The 16,063-nt window shown below is 64.2% G+C and carries 18 protein-coding genes; 6 read left to right on the top strand and 12 right to left on the bottom strand.

All coding sequences use genetic code 11. From position 1 onward, the window contains the following. Nucleotides 1-33 precede the first annotated feature (33 nt). The 4 genes from HELO_RS05140 to HELO_RS05125 are packed head-to-tail and all read left to right on the top strand — an operon-like array spanning nt 34 to nt 3,324. Nucleotides 34-1,791: a penicillin-binding protein activator gene (locus HELO_RS05140; RefSeq protein ID WP_013331707.1), complete on the top strand. Its 1,758-nt coding sequence runs from the start codon at nt 34-36 to the stop codon at nt 1,789-1,791. After that, nucleotides 1,778-2,143: a YraN family protein gene (locus HELO_RS05135; RefSeq protein WP_013331706.1), complete on the top strand. Its 366-nt coding sequence runs from the start codon at nt 1,778-1,780 to the stop codon at nt 2,141-2,143. The genes HELO_RS05140 and HELO_RS05135 overlap by 14 nt, the downstream gene beginning before the upstream one ends. A gap of 21 nt (nt 2,144-2,164) precedes the next feature. Further along, nucleotides 2,165-2,758 carry a phosphoheptose isomerase gene (locus tag HELO_RS05130; RefSeq protein WP_013331705.1) on the top strand — a complete coding sequence of 198 codons (594 nt, stop codon included), beginning with the start codon at nt 2,165-2,167 and terminating at the stop codon, nt 2,756-2,758. Nucleotides 2,759-2,763: 5 nt separating this feature from the next. After that, nucleotides 2,764-3,324 carry a BON domain-containing protein gene (locus HELO_RS05125; RefSeq protein ID WP_013331704.1) on the top strand — a complete coding sequence of 187 codons (561 nt, stop codon included), beginning with the start codon at nt 2,764-2,766 and terminating at the stop codon, nt 3,322-3,324. Between the two features lie 102 nt (nt 3,325-3,426). On the opposite strand, the gene HELO_RS05120 is transcribed toward HELO_RS05125, so the two are convergent. The 8 genes from HELO_RS05120 to zapE form a co-directional block, all read right to left on the bottom strand. Then, nucleotides 3,427-3,906 (bottom strand): ClpXP protease specificity-enhancing factor, encoded by a 480-nt coding sequence (locus HELO_RS05120; RefSeq protein WP_013331703.1) that lies wholly within the window; start codon nt 3,904-3,906, stop codon nt 3,427-3,429. A 43-nt stretch (nt 3,907-3,949) separates the two neighbouring features. After that, nucleotides 3,950-4,576 (bottom strand): stringent starvation protein SspA, encoded by a 627-nt coding sequence (sspA, locus tag HELO_RS05115; RefSeq protein ID WP_013331702.1) that lies wholly within the window; start codon nt 4,574-4,576, stop codon nt 3,950-3,952. 95 nt (nt 4,577-4,671) lie between these two features. After that, nucleotides 4,672-5,418 (bottom strand): cytochrome c1, encoded by a 747-nt coding sequence (locus HELO_RS05110; protein WP_013331701.1) that lies wholly within the window; start codon nt 5,416-5,418, stop codon nt 4,672-4,674. Continuing rightward, on the bottom strand, nt 5,418-6,677 hold the full coding sequence (locus HELO_RS05105; RefSeq protein ID WP_013331700.1) for a cytochrome b: 1,260 nt from the start codon (nt 6,675-6,677) through the stop codon (nt 5,418-5,420). The genes HELO_RS05110 and HELO_RS05105 overlap by 1 nt, the downstream gene beginning before the upstream one ends. Further along, nucleotides 6,677-7,282 (bottom strand): ubiquinol-cytochrome c reductase iron-sulfur subunit, encoded by a 606-nt coding sequence (gene petA / locus HELO_RS05100; RefSeq protein WP_013331699.1) that lies wholly within the window; start codon nt 7,280-7,282, stop codon nt 6,677-6,679. The genes HELO_RS05105 and petA overlap by 1 nt, the downstream gene beginning before the upstream one ends. A 315-nt stretch (nt 7,283-7,597) precedes the next feature. After that, entirely contained in the window at nt 7,598-7,987 is a 390-nt protein-coding gene (rpsI, locus tag HELO_RS05095; protein ID WP_013331698.1) for a 30S ribosomal protein S9, read from the bottom strand. A 13-nt stretch (nt 7,988-8,000) separates the two neighbouring features. After that, nucleotides 8,001-8,429 carry a 50S ribosomal protein L13 gene (gene rplM / locus HELO_RS05090; RefSeq protein ID WP_013331697.1) on the bottom strand — a complete coding sequence of 143 codons (429 nt, stop codon included), beginning with the start codon at nt 8,427-8,429 and terminating at the stop codon, nt 8,001-8,003. Nucleotides 8,430-8,728: 299 nt separating this feature from the next. After that, complete coding sequence (gene zapE / locus HELO_RS05085) at nt 8,729-9,913, bottom strand: cell division protein ZapE (protein ID WP_041601929.1); 1,185 nt, start codon at nt 9,911-9,913, stop codon at nt 8,729-8,731. A gap of 179 nt (nt 9,914-10,092) precedes the next feature. Between zapE and HELO_RS05080 the strand changes: the two genes are divergently transcribed. Next, on the top strand, nt 10,093-10,524 hold the full coding sequence (locus HELO_RS05080) for a YhcB family protein (protein ID WP_041601928.1): 432 nt from the start codon (nt 10,093-10,095) through the stop codon (nt 10,522-10,524). A gap of 45 nt (nt 10,525-10,569) precedes the next feature. Here the strand turns inward: HELO_RS05080 and HELO_RS05075 are convergent, their stop codons facing one another. Further along, nucleotides 10,570-11,331 (bottom strand): Nif3-like dinuclear metal center hexameric protein, encoded by a 762-nt coding sequence (locus tag HELO_RS05075; RefSeq protein WP_013331695.1) that lies wholly within the window; start codon nt 11,329-11,331, stop codon nt 10,570-10,572. A gap of 96 nt (nt 11,332-11,427) precedes the next feature. On the opposite strand from HELO_RS05075, the gene HELO_RS05070 reads away from it, so the two are divergent. Then, entirely contained in the window at nt 11,428-12,681 is a 1,254-nt protein-coding gene (locus HELO_RS05070; protein WP_013331694.1) for a Do family serine endopeptidase, read from the top strand. An 83-nt stretch (nt 12,682-12,764) separates the two neighbouring features. On the opposite strand, the gene hisD is transcribed toward HELO_RS05070, so the two are convergent. The 3 genes from hisD to murA are packed head-to-tail and all read right to left on the bottom strand — an operon-like array spanning nt 12,765 to nt 16,061. After that, a complete protein-coding gene (gene hisD, locus HELO_RS05065; protein WP_013331693.1) occupies nt 12,765-14,087 on the bottom strand; it encodes a histidinol dehydrogenase in 1,323 nt (440 codons plus the stop codon). A 38-nt stretch (nt 14,088-14,125) separates the two neighbouring features. After that, the gene (gene hisG, locus HELO_RS05060) at nt 14,126-14,779 is read right to left on the bottom strand and encodes an ATP phosphoribosyltransferase (protein WP_013331692.1); all 654 of its coding nucleotides are present in this window, start codon (nt 14,777-14,779) and stop codon (nt 14,126-14,128) included. Between the two features lie 19 nt (nt 14,780-14,798). Continuing rightward, complete coding sequence (gene murA, locus HELO_RS05055; protein ID WP_013331691.1) at nt 14,799-16,061, bottom strand: UDP-N-acetylglucosamine 1-carboxyvinyltransferase; 1,263 nt, start codon at nt 16,059-16,061, stop codon at nt 14,799-14,801. Nucleotides 16,062-16,063: the final 2 nt, after the last annotated feature.

Below are 16,063 nucleotides of genomic sequence, written 5' to 3'. Positions count from 1 at the left end.
TGCATTCCGGAACAATGGGACAAGGAAGGATCGATGAAGATTTCGTCTCGCGGCCCCCTGGCCGCCGCGCTTCTGGCGCTACTCCTGGCCGGCTGCGGCATGCAACCGAGCATGACCCAACGCCAACCGGCGGATGACCCGGATCAACTGCTGCAAGAAGCCAACCAGCAAGCACCGGCAGCGGCCGCACGCTCCCGGCTGGAAGCCGCCGACATCCTAGCACGCCAGGGACGCGCTCCCCAGGCACTGGAGATCGCCAAGAATATCGACGATGGGCAACTGTCGGCCGAACAGCGCCGCCGCTGGGCCCTGCTGCTCTCCGAACTGGGCGAGTCCCAGAACGACCCGCATGCCGTGGTCCAGGCCGGTCAGCTGCTCAAGAGCGACACCCCGCCCCGCGAGCAGGCCAATCTGCTGCTGGAGCGGCTCGGCCGCGCCCTCGGCGAGCTCGACAAGCCCTTGCCCGCCGCTGCGGCCTTGCTGCGCCTCCAGGCCGCCAACGACAGCGAAGACCTCAACGATCCGATCTGGGCGCAGCTGTCCCGTCTTCCCGCCGGCTCCCTGAGCAAGTTGCGTGGCAGTCAGGAAGCCGACACCCGGGCCTGGCTGGCCCTGACCGACCTGGTTCGCGACGGCAGCGGCGACATCGAGCGCCTCTTCCAGCAGATCGACGACTGGCGCGCCCAGCACCCGGACCATCCCGCCGCGCGCCGGCTGCCGTCCAAGATCCTGGCACTGCGCGACCTGCGTGGCCGCGAGATCCGCCACATCGCCGTCTTCCTGCCCGAGAGCGGACCGCTCGCCAATGTGGCCGAGGCCATCGAGCAAGGCATGCGCACTCACCACCTCAACGAGGTCAACGACGGCGCCAGCGGTGCCCGGCTGAGCTTCATCGACTCTTCCGGAGGCGATCTCGATGCGCTCTACCGCGAAGCCCGCAACCGTGGTGCCCAGGCCGTGATCGGCCCGCTGGACAAGGATCTGGTCAGCCGCCTCGAACAGCGCGATCAGGTTCCCCTGCCGACCCTGGCGCTCAACTACGGGACGGCCGAGCGCAATCAGGCCGAAAACCTCTTCCAGTACGGACTGTCCGCCGAGAACGAGGCACGGCAAGTGGCCCGCCGGGGGCGGATGGACGGCCTGCGCCGCGCCGCCGTGATGGTTCCCGGCAACGACTGGGGACGCCGGGTCAGCGAAGCCTTCCGGGACACCTGGCTCGCCAACGGCGGCGAGATCACCCGCACCGAACGCTACAACCCCGGGCAACCGGCCACCGAGAGCACCCGGCAGGCCGTCAGCTCCCCCAGGCCCGACATGCTCTTTTTGCTGGCGTTGCCGGAGTACGCTCGCCAGGTACCGCCCACCCTCGATTATTATTCCGCCTCTGATCTGCCGGTCTACGCCACCTCCCATCTCTATGAGGGGCAACCCCAGCCACGGCTGGACAAGGATCTCGATGGCGTCCGCTTCATCGACATTCCCTGGCAGATTCCGGATGCCGCCGTGGGAGGCGAGGACGCCCTGCCCTTCCTCGACAGCTATCACCAGCTCCGTCAGGAGTCCGATCCCTCGATGTTCCGGCTGATGGCCATGGGCGTGGATGCCTATGAGCTGACACGGCGCCTGCCGCAGTTCCAGGCCATTCCCGGCAGCGAACTGTTCGGCGCCACCGGCACCCTGAGCGTGGCCGAGGACGGCCGCATCCAGCGTCAGCTGCCCTGGGCCCTTTTCAGCAACGGCGTTCCCCAGCCGGTGCTGTCACCGGGAAGCATCGGCGATGCCCTGCCCTGACGCCCGCGCCCGGGGCGCCAGGGTCGAACGGCTCGCCGCCGACTGGCTGGTGGCACGGGGCCTCGTCCTCGTCGCCACCAACCAGCACGCCAAGGGTGGCGAGATCGACCTGATCATGCGTGACGGCGACACCCTGGTGTTCGTGGAGGTCCGGCATCGCGCCGACATCCGCCATGGCCACCCACTGGAGACCGTCACTGCCACCAAACGTCGTCGCCTGATCAAGGCGGCGCGTTTTTATCTCCAGCGCAACCGGCTATCATGTGCTTGCCGCTTCGATGTACTGGCTGCGACCGGTACACCCCCCGAGCTCGAGTTCGAATGGGTGGCGGGGGCCTTCGAAGCGTTCTGACCCAAGGACCAGGAAGCCAAGATGGATTTCCAGACCCGCATTCTCGGACACTTCAACGCCAGCATCGACACCAAGACCTATGCCAGCGAGGTGCTGCCACCCTTCATCGAGGTGGCCAGCCAGATGATGGTGCAGGCCCTGGTCAACGAAGGAAAGATACTGGCCTGCGGCAACGGCGGCAGCGCCGGCGACAGCCAGCACTTCTCCTCGGAACTGCTCAATCGCTTCGAGCGGGAGCGCCCCAGCCTGCCCGCTCTGGCCCTGACCACCGATACCTCGACCCTGACCTCCATCGCCAACGACTACAGCTACAACGACGTCTATTCCAAGCAGGTTCGCGCACTGGGACAACCCGGCGACGTGCTGCTGGCCATTTCCACCAGCGGCAACTCCGGCAATGTCATCCAGGCCATCCAGGCCGCCCACGATCGCGAAATGACGGTAGTCGCCCTGACCGGCCGCGATGGTGGCAACATGGCCTCCTTGCTGGGCCAGGACGACTGCGAGATACGCGTCCCGGCCACGTCCACCGCACGCATCCAGGAAGTTCACCTGCTGGTGATCCACTGTCTGTGCGACCTGATCGATGAACAGCTTTTCGGCGCAAGCGAGTGACCCCCATGTCCTATAAATCCCTGTGTACCGCCCTGACCCTCATCTGCCTGCTCGTCCTGACCGGCTGCGCCTCTTCGGCCCCCATCAGCGAACATTACGGCCAGCGCACCGAAGGCACCAAGGTCGAGGACTCGAACATCGAGGACAAGATCTCCCATAACCTCAAGGCCAACGATGCCCGACTCGGCGACGCCCGCATCAACGTCAACGCCTTCAATGGCGTGGTCCTGCTCACCGGCCAGGTCCCCAGCCAGGAGCTCAAGGACATGGCCGTACAGGTGGCCGAGCAGGTCCGCAATGTACGCAAGGTGCACGACGAGCTCACCATTGCCGCCAACCTGCCCAGCAGCCAGCGACTCACCGACACCTGGATCACCACCAAGGTGCGCACCGCCCTGGCCGCCAACGAGTCCATCGACTCAAGCCGACTGCTGGTCGTCACCGAGAATGCCACTGTCTACCTGATGGGCATCGTCAGCCGGGCCGAGGCCGATCGCATCGTCTCGGTGGTCTCGAATGCCGGTGGCATGCAGCGCATCATCAAGGTCTTCGACTACCTCGACTGATCGACCGATCGCCATTGCATACACAAACGGCAGGCCAAAGGCCTGCCGTTTGCGTTTCTTCGCCTGCCGGCACCGAAGCACCGGCCGGCGCGATTCACCGACTCACTTGACGACCCGCAGAGAGGGGCGCCCTTTCCTGGGCGTCTCGCCTTCCCGCTCGGAGGACGACGCCTCGCTCTCTTCGGTCTCGTCGACACTGGCCAGCGTCGGTCCTTTCGCCTCATCCTGTCCTGTTTCGGCCTCGCTTTCGTCGTGGCCGACATCGGGCATCACCGGCTCATGACCGAAGACCATGCCGACGCCATTCTCGCGTGCGTAGATGGCAATCAGCGCCTCCATGGGCACCATGAGCTGCGTCGGCTTGCCGCCGAAACGCGCCGAGAAAGAGATCGCCTCATTCTCCATGGACAGATCGCGAATGGCCGATACGCCCATGTTGAGCACGATCTGGCCATTCTGGACAAATTGCCTGGGAACCTCGACGCCTTCCTGCTCGGCATCGACCACGATATAAGGCGTCAACTCGTTGTCCAGCAACCACTGATAAAGGGCCCGGGCAATATAGGGACGGCTTGAATGCATCGTTCGGCCCTCCTGGGGTCTGTACCTCGAACGGGGTGAAAATTCAGGGACGCATCTCGCGCTCGGCCTCGCTCAGCGCAGCCTTGAAGCCCTCGCGCTCGAAGACCCGCTCCATATAGCCCATCAACGGCTGGACCTGCTTTTCGGGCAACTCGATGCCCAGTGACGGCAAGCGCCACAGGATCGGTGCCAGGCAGCAATCCACCAGGGTAAATTCATCGCTCATGAAGAACGGCATGTCCTCGAAGATCGGTGAAATCCCGACCAGACTCTCGCGCAGCTCCTTGCGCGCCTTGTCGGCTTCCTTCTTCGACCCATTGCGGACCTGTTCGACCAGCGGGCACCACTCGCGTTCGATGCGGTGCATCCACAGCCGACTCTGGGCACGGGCCACCGGATAGACCGGCAACAGCGGCGGATGCGGGAAACGCTCGTCCAGATACTCCATCATCACCTTGGACTCGTAGAGCACCAGATCGCGGTCGAGCAGCGTGGGGACACTGTTGTACGGATTGAGATCGGCGAGCTCCTCGGGATGGTTATCCTCGGTGACCTCGACGATGTCCACGGCCACGCCCTTCTCGGCGAGCACAATACGTACACGATGACTGTAATGATCATCGCCCCCGGAATAGAAGATCATCGATGACCGCTTGGCCACTACACCCATGAAACAATCCTCGCATCAGTTCGTGCCGGAATGATAACACGACGCACCCCGGACGGGGGGCGTCGTGAAATGTCGCATCGACGAATCGGAACGATTCAGTGAACGTCGCGCCAGTACTCGCGCTTGAGCAGGTAGGCCACGACGGCGAAGACGAAGAGAAAGATCAGAACCTTGGGTGCCAGGGCCTCGGCCTTCAGCCTGGATGGCTCACTGGCATAAGCCAGGAAATTGGTCAGATCGAACATCGCGCGCTCGAACTCATCGGGCGACATCGAGCCCTCGCGAACGAGCTCGAGATGGCAGGCCGAGCCGTCTTCCTCATGCCCCGCCTCTTGCGCATCGCCACACACCTGCTGCTGCACGCCCTGGAGCGGCTCCAGCACATTGGGCATGGCCACCAGCGGGAAAACCGTATTGTTCACGCCCGTGGGTCGCTCCGGGTCACGATAGAACCCGAGCAGATAGGAATAGACCCAGTCGACGCCGCGCAGCCGGGTCACCAGGGTCAGGTCAGGCGGTGCGGCACCGAACCAGGCTTCGCCCTGCTCACCTTCCATGGCATTGCTCATCTGGTCATTGAAGGCATGGGCATCGGCGAATATCAGGTTGTCCTCGACCAGTTCCCGGGGAATCTCAAGATCCTCGGCGGCCCGCGAGAAGCGCTGATGTTTCAGAGAATGACAGCCCATGCAGTAGTTGACGAAGAGCTTCATGCCATTCTGCAGCGAGGCCTTGTCGTGCAGATCCGGCGTCATGTCCCGTAGATCGGCGCCACCGCCACTGGCGGCGAGACCGGTTACCGGCAGCAAGACGATGCACAGTGCAAACAGTGATTTTCTCATCAGTCGGTCACCCTTTCCGGCACGGGCCTGGTCTTTTCCAGACGGGTGTAGAACGGCATCAGCAGGAAGTAGGCGAAATAACCCAGCGTGCATACCTGAGCGATCGTCGTGCGCGTTTCCGTGGACGGCAGCACGCCGAGCACACCAAGCACGCTGAAACAGACCACGAACAGCCCCAGCATCACTCGGGAGATCCACCCCTTGTAGCGCATCGAGCGTACCGGACTGCGATCCAGCCAGGGCAACACGAACAACAGGCCGATCGCCAGCCCCATGCAGACGACGCCGAGGAACTTGGCCTCCAGGCCGAACACCGAGAAGGTGACGCCACGCAGAATCGCGTAGAAGGGCGTGAAGTACCATACCGGCGCGATATGATCCGGCGTCTGCAGGGGATCGGCCGGCTCGAAATTGGGCTTCTCGATGAAATAGCCGCCCCCTTCGGGGAAATAGAAGACCACCACGCAGAACACGAACAGGAACACGGCCACGCCGACCAGATCCTTGACCGTGTAATAGGGATGGAAGGGAATGCCATCCAGTGGCTTGCCATTGCCGTCGGTCTTGTCCTTGATCTCGATGCCATCGGGATTGTTGGAACCGACCTCGTGCAGCGCCACGATATGCAGCACCACCAGCGCCAGGATGACGATCGGCAGGGCCACCACATGCAGGGCAAAGAAGCGGTTCAGGGTGATCCCCGTGACCAGATAGTCGCCACGAATCCACTCGGCCAGCCCCGGCCCGATGGCCGGAATGGCCGAGAACAGCGAGGTGATCACCTGGGCTCCCCAGTAGGACATCTGCCCCCAGGGCAGCAGATAGCCCATGAAGGCCTCGGCCATGAGCGCCAGGTAGATGGCCATGCCGAAGACCCAGACCAGCTCCCGGGGCGCCTTGTAGGAGCCGTACAGCAGGCCGCGGAACATGTGCAGATAGATCACCACGAAGAACGCCGACGCCCCGGTGGTGTGGAGATAGCGGATCAACCAGCCCCACTCCACATCGCGCATGATGTACTCGACGGAGTCGAAGGCCCCCTCTGCCGTCGGCGTGAAGCTCATGGTCAACCAGATGCCGGTAATGATCTGATTGACCAGCACCAACAGGGCCAGCGAGCCGAAGAAGTACCAGAAGTTGAAGTTTCTCGGCGCGTAATAACGGGACAGGTGATCCTGCCACAACTGCGTGGCCGGGAAGCGCTCATCGACCCAGCGCATCAGGCCGCGCTGCGCCTTGGGCTTGTTGGGATTTCCCATCAGGCAGCCTCCTCGTCTTCACCGAGACCGACGACGATCACCGCGTCACTCTCGAAATGATAAGGGGGAACCTCGAGGTTGAGCGGTGCGGGCACGTTACGGAACACCCGCCCCGCCAGATCGAAACGCGAACCATGGCACGGGCAGAAGAAACCGCCCGGCCAGTCATCGACGCCGACACCTTCGGCATTGGGTTCCGGCTTGAAAAGCGGCGAGCAGCCCAGATGGGTACAGATGCCGATGAAGACACCGATCTCGGGCCTGATGGATCGCAGCGGCCCCTGAACGTAGTCCGGTTGCTGCGGCTCGCTGGAATCGGGATCGGCCAGGCGGTCGCCGCCCAGCTCTTCGGTACGCTGGATCATTTCCGCGGAACGATCGAGAATCCAGACCGGTCGGCCACGCCATTCGACGACCATGCGCTGGCCGGGTTCGAGCTTGGAAATATCCGCCTTGACGGGCGCTCCCGCCGCCCTTGCCCTGGCGCTGGGTTGCCAGGAAGACAGGAAGGGAACCGCCACGCCGACCGCCCCCACTGCCCCGATGACGGTCGTCGCTGCCACGAGGAAACGGCGTCGTCCCTTGTTCACGCCATCGTCTGCCATGTGCTGGTCTCTCCGTCGGCCTGTCCGTTCGGAGAACGCTGGCGAACAACGACATGACTGGCTCCCGAGCCTGCGCACTACGCTTTCATGCGCCTTGAACGATGCCGCACGCCGAAATGCTCAGCGTCTCCTTGTTGTTGTCATTCGTCGCGCCTGGGCGCCACGCAATCACGGATCTCGCAGATAGCTAAAGCTAACATAGCAAGAAAAACGACCACCTCGCACGATAATGCTTTCCACGCGGCGACAAATCATGCCCATAAAAAAACGCCCGGGTCGCATGACCCGGGCGTTGATATCGGCAAGCGTCGAAGTTTAACGCTTGGAGAACTGCGGGCGACGACGCGCCTTGCGCAGACCGATCTTCTTACGCTCGACCTCGCGGGCGTCACGCGTCACGTAGCCAGCGTCGCGCAGCGGCTTGCGGAAGTCCTCGTTGTACTCCATCAGGGCACGGGTGATGCCGTGGCGGATGGCGCCGGCCTGGGCCGAACCACCGCCGCCCTTGACGGTAACGTAGACGTCGAACTGGTCGAGGGTCTCGGTCAGTTCGAGGGGCTGACGAACCACCATATGACCGGTGACGCGGCCGAAATAATCGTTCAGCTCACGATTGTTGACGGTGATCTTGCCGGTGCCCGCTTTCAGGAACACGCGGGCGGTGGAGGTCTTGCGGCGACCGGTACCGTAATACTGCTGTGTCATGGCGAAGACTCCCTCAGATGTTCAATTCTTGCGGCTGCTGGGCGGCGTGGGGGTGCTCGGTGCCGGCATAGACCTTGAGCTTGGAATGCATGGCACGACCCAGCGGGCCCTTCGGGAGCATGCCCTTGACCGCGAACTCGATGACCCGCTCCGGAGCGTAATCGATCATCTGCTCGAAATTCATGGAACGCAGACCACCCGGATAGCCGGTGTGGCGATAATAGTTCTTGGCGGTGGCCTTGTTGCCGGTGATCTTCACCTTCTCGGCATTGATCACGACGATGTAATCGCCGGTATCGACATGCGGGGTGTATTCCGGCTTGTGCTTGCCGCGCAGGCGACGAGCGATTTCAGTGGCCAGGCGACCAAGCGTCTTGTCCGCAGCGTCGACGACGTACCAGTCGCGCTGGACGGACTGCGGTTTGGCAGTGAACGTCTTCATGGGTGAATCACCAAGTTGATGCGTTGGGCCCAGACCGGCATGCCGGTAAAGGACCATCCCTATTTTTCTTGGTTGCCGCCCCGACTCACCGAGCCGAACGACAACTTTCGAGCGAGCGCGCATTCTACACGACACGCAACAGGCATGGCAATCACAAGAAAAAGAGGGAAGGAGGAAGAGGAAAGACAGGCCAGTCCCCGGGACCAGGGCTCCAAGGGGCCTCTTTCCTCTTCCAGGCGTGCAGCGCCGTTCTTCTCCCTTCTAGCGGCTACGCCGCGCTCCCGCCGTATGCAGCCGGGTCAGGGCTTGTGCGGCAGCGCGAGGTAGTCGTGGGACTGCATTTCCTGGAGCCGCGACAGGGTCCGCTGGAACTCGAATTCCAGCTTGCCGTTGTGATACAGCCGTTCCGCCGGCGCTTCGGCGGACATCAGCAGCTTGACGCCACGGTCGTAGAATTCGTCGACCATGTTGATGAAACGCCGCGCCAGGTCATCGGTGGCGCCGTCCATGCAGGTAACGTTGGAGACCAGCACGCTGTGGTACTCGCGCGCCAGTTCGATGTAATCGTTCTGGCTCCGCGGGCCGTCGCACAGCTCGGCGAACTCGAACCACACCACGTCCTCGTGCAGCCGACGCGCCTGCAGCATGCGATGGTTGACCTCGACCGCGACATCCCGCTCGCCCTCGCCACCGGCCAATGAGCGGAAGCTGCGCTCCAGTTCGGCCTCGGCATCCTCGTCCAGCGGCGAATGGAAGATCTCGGCCTGCTCCAGGGCACGCAGCCGATAGTCGATGCCCGAGTCCACGTTGACGACCACACAGTGACGCTCGAGCAGATCGATGGCCGGCAGGAAGCGGGCGCGCTGCAGGCCATCCTTGTAGAGATCGGCGGGCTCGATGTTGGAGGTCGCCACCAGCACCACGCCCCGGGCGAACAACGCCTCGAGCAGGTTGGCCAGGATCATGGCATCGGTGATGTCCTTGACGAAGAACTCATCGAAGCAGATCACCCTTGCCTCGTCGGCGAACTTTTCGGCGACCAGCGTCAGCGGGTTGCTCTGCCCCTTGTAGTGCTCGAGCTCGTTGTGCACCCGCTGCATGAAGCGATGGAAATGGGTGCGGATCTTCTCGGGAAAGGGCAGGGCCTCGAAGAAGGCGTCCACCAGATAGGTCTTGCCACGGCCCACGCCGCCCCAAAAATAGAGGCCGGAAATCGGCGGCATTACAGGCTCTTCCGGCGTCTCGCGCTTGCCGAACCAGTTCGACACGCGCGCCTTCAGTCCCTTGGCGGCGGATGCCGGCGCGCTGGGGCGCGTTCGCGGCGTCGCCAGCAGCTCATCGAAGAGGCGCTGCAGGTGTTCGACGGCCCGCTCCTGGGCCGGGTCGTACTGGAAGCCATCCCGTTCGAGGTCGGCACGGTAGCGCGCCAGCGGTGAGCCCGCTCGCGGCGCGTCGAGAGTCCTGTCGCTATCGCTCGTGGACATTCCTTGCGATCCATCCTGGCATGACATCGAAAGACGAGCATTATACGCGTCGCGGACGTGCTTTGGCACCGTCGCCGAGGGCCGTTGACCCCGGCTCTGGCCCAGGCTCTATAATGGGACGCCGTGCGGCTTCGTCTGAAGAGGTCGCCGTCATCGCAGGACAGCTCAGGGAGACGGACGTGGAACAAGGCAATATCAATTGGGTGCTGGCCATCGCTTGCTTGCTGGCCGGCGTGGGCATCGGCGCCCTGGGCTATCACCTGCTCAACGGCGGTGCCAGGACCGCGCAGAAGCTGCGCCAACGGCTCGCCGAACGCGACCGCGAGCTCAGCGAGCTGCGTACCGGACTCGGCGAGCACTTCGAACGTGCCGAAGGGCTGCTCGACGCTCTCCTCGCCAACGGGCAGAGCCTGCAGCAGGAAATGCATGACAGTGCCGTCCGGTTCGGCTCATCGAAGCCGCGCAAGCCCGACTTCCAGCAGGCCGACGAGACGAGTGACGACGTCAACGCGCCCCGCGATTATGCCGATGGCAACCGCGGCACGCTCTCCGAGGACTTCGGCCTGAAGTCCAAGGGCGACGAGGCTCCCGCCCAGCCGCCACGTTACTGAGGTGTCGATGGACCCGCCCCGGCCGGGGCGGGTCCGGGCGTCGCATCAGGCCGGATTGTCGATATCCACGAAGCGGTGCTCGACGCCGAAACGCTCGACCAGCCATTCGCCGAGCGCCTGGACGCCGTAACGCTCGGTGGCATGATGCCCCGCCGCCAGGTAGTGGATGCCCATCTCCCGGGCCAGATGCGTCGTGCGCTCGGAGATTTCGCCGGAGATGAAGGCATCGGCACCGGCCTCGGCAGCCTGGATGATCATGTCCTGAGCCCCGCCGGTACACCAGGCGACGCGCCGCACCTCCCCCGCTTCCGGCGACTCGACCAGCAGCGGTGTCCGCGACAGGCGTTCGCCGACATGCTCGGCCAGACGCTGCGGCGTCATGGGCTCGGCCGGCGTGCCATGCCAGATCAGCCCTTCACCGAGCTCACCATCGACGCAGCCCTCGACACGAAATCCCAGGCGCCCGGCCAGGGTCGCGTTGTTGCCCAGGGTGGCATGGGCATCCAGAGGCAGATGATAGGCGAGCAGATTGATATCGTGGCTCATCAGGGTCGCCAGTCGCCGCCGCTTCATGCCGATGATATTGACCGGCTCGTTCTTCCAGAAATAGCCGTGATGCACCAGCACCAGATCGGCCTGCCAGGCGACGGCCTCGTCGAGCAGTGCCTGGCAGGCAGTGACACCGCTCATCACCCGGCCGATGCGCTCGCGCCCGCTCACCTGAAGGCCGTTGACGGTGTAATCCTTGAAACGTGCAGAGGCCAGCTCCTGCTCGCAGGCTGCCACCAGATCATCGCATGTCGTCATGAACCCTCCGGGCGTGGTGCGGGATGAAATGTTACAATCGCCGCATTGTAACCAGCACTCATTCCCCCCGCGACCACGCAGAAGGAAACTCGCCGCATGCGACGCGCCCTCCCCTACCTCTGGCCTGTCCTGATCGGTGTGCTGGCGGCCATCGTGCTGCTCAATGCCTTTCCGCAGCTCCTGGGACGCCAGGATAGCGACAGCGGGGCCGGTTCGACCGTCCAGGTCAGCGACCAGAGTGACAACACCACGCCCAGCACCGATCGCCCGGCCCCGGATATCCGGCAGGCAGCGCCGATGTCCCGCAATGCAGGGCCGGTGAGCTATGCCGAGGCGGTCGAGCGTGCCGCCCCCGCCGTGGTCAACATCTACTCGTCGCGGGTGGTCGAGCGCGACTCTCACCCCCTGATGTCCGACCCCTTCTTCCGCCAGTTCTTCAGCGACGACGCCCCCAGTCGCCAACGCATGCTCTCGAGCCTGGGTTCCGGCGTCATCGTCAGCGACGAGGGATATGTACTCACCAATCACCACGTGATCAGCGGCGCCGACCAGATCCAGGTGGCGCTGCGCGACGGGCGCGAGACCCTGGCCGAGGTCGTGGGCACCGACCCGGAAAGCGACCTGGCAGTGCTGCGCATCGACCTCGAGGATCTGCCGGTGATCGAGGTCACCGATTCCCAGGAAGTCGCCGTCGGCGATGTGTCGCTGGCCATCGGCAATCCGTTCGGGGTCGGCCAGACCGTCACCATGGGCATCATCAGCGCCACCGGCCGCAGCCATCTGGGCCTCAGCGCCTACGAGGACTTCATCCAGACCGACGCAGCCATCAACCCCGGCAACTCAGGCGGCGCCCTGATCAATCCAGAAGGCTCCCTGATCGGTATCAACACCGCCATTTTCTCACGTTCGGGGGGATCCCAGGGCATCGGTTTCGCCATCCCCGCCAACCTGGCCAGCAACATTCTCGAAGAGATCGTCACCAAGGGACGGGTCATAAGGGGCTGGCTGGGTATCGAAGCACAGAAACTCGATACCGAACTGGCCGCGTCCTTCGGCCTCGAAGCCCCCAGCGGCGTGGTCATTGCCAATGTCGTGCCGAATGGCCCGGCGGCCCAAGCGGGACTGCAACCCGGCGACATCATGCTCAAGGTCGATAACGAGGCGATCCTCGATCCACGACAGACCATGAGCGACATCGCCGCCGTGGCACCCGGTACCGAGCTGCCGGTAACGATCGTGCGCGGTGGCAAGACCATGAAAGTCACTCTCGAAGTCGCCGAACGGCCCACGCCGAACCGCCCCTTCCCCTCCGAGCCCCAGGATTCCACCCAGGCTGAAAACGAAGAATGAAAAACGCCCCGCAGTGCGGGGCGTCAAGGGTAGAGAAAATCGGGTAGAGAAAATGCTGCCGGAGCCAGCTACCCCACTTCCTCTCAGTCGCGAATCCGGTACTCGGCACTGCGCGCATGGGCGGTCAACGACTCGCCCCGCGCCAGCACCGAGGCGGTCGGCCCCAGGCTGGACGCGCCCTTTGCCGAGCACTGAATCAGGGACGAGCGCTTCTGGAAGTCGTAGACCCCCAGTGGCGACGAGAAGCGTGCCGTACCGGAGGTGGGCAGGACATGGTTCGGCCCGGCGCAATAATCCCCCAGCGCCTCGGCCGTATACCGGCCCATGAAGATGGCGCCGGCATGCCGAACCCCGGACACCCAGGACTCGGGCTCCGCCACCGAAAGCTCCAGGTGCTCCGGGGCAATGCGATTGATCAGGGCCAGCGCCTCGTCCCGGTCGCGGCACTGGATCAAGGCGCCACGAGCCGCCAGCGAGGCCCGCACGATCTCCTCACGCTCCAGGGTCGGCAACTGACGAGCCATGGACTCGGCCACCGCGTCCAGATGCGACGCGTCCCAGCTCACCAGGATGGCCTGGGCATCCTCGTCGTGCTCGGCCTGGGAGAAGAGATCCATGGCCAGCCAGTCAGGATCGGTCTGACCGTCGGAGACGACCAGGATCTCCGACGGACCGGCGATCATGTCGATGCCGACCCGGCCGAACACCGCCCGCTTGGCGGTAGCCACATAGATGTTGCCGGGCCCGACGATCTTGTCCACCCGCGGCACGCTCTCGGTGCCGTAGGCCAGGGCCGCCACCGCCTGGGCGCCGCCGATGGTGAACACATGATCGACGCCGGCCAGGTGGGCGGCGGCCAGCACCAGGTCGTTGAGCACGCCGTCCGGCGTCGGCACTACCATGACGATCTCGCCGACGCCGGCGACATGCGCCGGCAGGGCGTTCATCAGCACCGATGAAGGGTAAGCCGCCTTGCCGCCGGGCACGTAGATGCCGGCCCGGTCCAGCGGGGTCACCTGCTGCCCCAGCACGGTACCGTCCTCCTCGGTGTACTGCCAGGACTGCGGCTTCTGATGCTCATGGTAGCGCCGAATTCGCTCAGCGGCATCGGCCAGCGCCTGGCGCTGTATTGCCGGCAGGCTGTCGTAGGCCTGGCGCAGCCGATCAGGGCCCAGGGTCAATTCCGCCATGCTCTCGACGGACAGGCGATCGAGGCGATTGCTGTAATCCACCAGGGCGGCGTCGCCATGCTGCTTCACCGCCGCCAGGATCTCGTCGACGCGCTGCTGAACCTCGGCATCGGAGACACCCTCCCAGGCCAGCAGGTCGTCGAGGCGCGCCTCGAAATCGGCATCCGTGGTGGCCAGGCGGGCAATGTCCAGGCCATCGGCAGGTGATTCGCTCATGACGGTTCCGTCCTCTCGCAACGGTTGAAAGATGGGGCTCAGGCGGATGTCTGTTCGCGACGAACCGCGACCGCCTCGTGCAAACGCTGTATCAGCGGCTTGAGCCTGTCATGCTTCATGGTCATGGCCGCCTTGTTGACCACCAGGCGCGTGCTGATCGGCGCGATCAATTCACGCGGCTCCATGCCATTGGCGCGCAGGGTGTTGCCGGTATCGACGATATCGACGATCTCGTCGGCCAGATCCATCAGTGGAGCCAGCTCCATGGCACCGTACAGCTTGATCACTTCAGCCTGGATGCCCTGTTCCGCGTAATAGCGGCGCGCCACCTCGACGAACTTGGTCGCCACCCGACGCCGGGCACGCGCCGGCTCGGCGCCGGTGACGCCGGCCGTCATCAACTTGCAGCGGGCAATTTCCAGGTCCAGCGGCTCATAGAGCCCCTCGGCACCATGCTCCAGCAGCACGTCCTTGCCGGCCACGCCGACATCGGCGGCGCCGAGCTGCACATAGGTCGGCACGTCGGTGGCGCGTATCACCACAATCTTGACGTCCGGAAGATTGGTGTCGAACAGCAGCTTGCGGCTGGCCGACAGATCCTCGGCCGGCGTGATGCCGGCATCGGCCAGCAGCGGCAGGGTCTCGTCGAGAATGCGGCCCTTGGAGAGGGCCAGAATCAATTGCTTGCTCATGGTATTGCCCGTTGTCGGCTTAGCCCGGCACGCGTCGAATCTTCGCACCCAGCAGTTGCAGCTTTTCCTCGATGCACTCGTAGCCGCGATCGATATGATAGATACGATCCACCAGGGTCTCGCCGGCCGCCATCATCGCCACTATCACCAGCGAGGCCGAGGCGCGCAGGTCGGTGGCCATCACCGGTGCACCGGACAGGCTTTCGACGCCGGTGATCACGGCGGTATTGCCTTCCAGGGCAATGTCGGCGCCCATCCGGTTGAGCTCCTGGACATGCATGAAGCGATTCTCGAAGATCGTCTCGACGACCCTCGCCGTCCCCTCGGCCACCGCATTCAGCGCCACGAACTGGGCCTGCATGTCGGTGGGAAAGGCCGGATAGGGCGCGGTGCGCACGCTGACCGCCCTGGGGCGCCGGCCATGCATGTCCAGCGCGATCCAGCCGTCGCCGGAGGTAATCTCGGCACCGGCTTCTTCCAGTTTGGCCAGGACCGCCTCGAGCAGGTCGGCGCGGGTGTTGCGCACCCTGACCCGTCCTCTCGACAGCGCTGCCGCGACCAGGAAGGTGCCCGTCTCGATACGGTCGGGCATGACATCGTGAGCCGCTCCGTGCAGACGCTCGACACCCTCGATGACGATGGTGTCGGAGCCATGGCCACGGATATTGGCGCCCATCTTGATCAGGCACTCGGCCAGATCGACCACCTCGGGCTCACGGGCAGCGTTCTCGAGCACCGTGGTGCCCTCGGCCAGAGTGGCGGCCATCAGCAGATTCTCGGTACCGGTCACCGTCACGGTATCGAAGAAGATGGTCGCCCCCTTCAGGCGTCCGTCGACCCGGGCCCGGATATAGCCACCCTCGACCCGGATGTCGGCGCCCATGGCCTCGAGCCCCCTGAGGTGCAGGTCGACCGGTCGCGAGCCGATGGCGCAGCCACCGGGCAGCGACACATCGGCCTGGCCGAAATGCGCCAGCAGGGGACCGAGCACCAGGATGGAGGCGCGCATCTTCTTGACCAGCTCATAGGGTGCGTGACAGTCGTGCACCTGAGAGCCGTCGAGCTGGATGCTCATGCGCTCGCCCATTACCGGCTGCACGCCCATGTGGCCGAGCAGTTCCAGGGTCGTGGTGATATCCTGCAGATGCGGCAGGTTCCCGATGGTTACCGGCTCCTCGGCCAGCAGGGTCGCACAGAGTATCGGCAAGGCGGCGTTCTTGGCACCGCTTGCCCAGACCTCGCCATCGACGGGTCCGTTACCGGTAATGATCAGCTTGTCCATGA

Origin of the sequence: Halomonas elongata DSM 2581 (assembly GCF_000196875.2) — a bacterium.
Lineage (GTDB): Bacteria > Pseudomonadota > Gammaproteobacteria > Pseudomonadales > Halomonadaceae > Halomonas > Halomonas elongata.
This window is presented reverse-complemented; position numbering and strand designations above follow the sequence as displayed.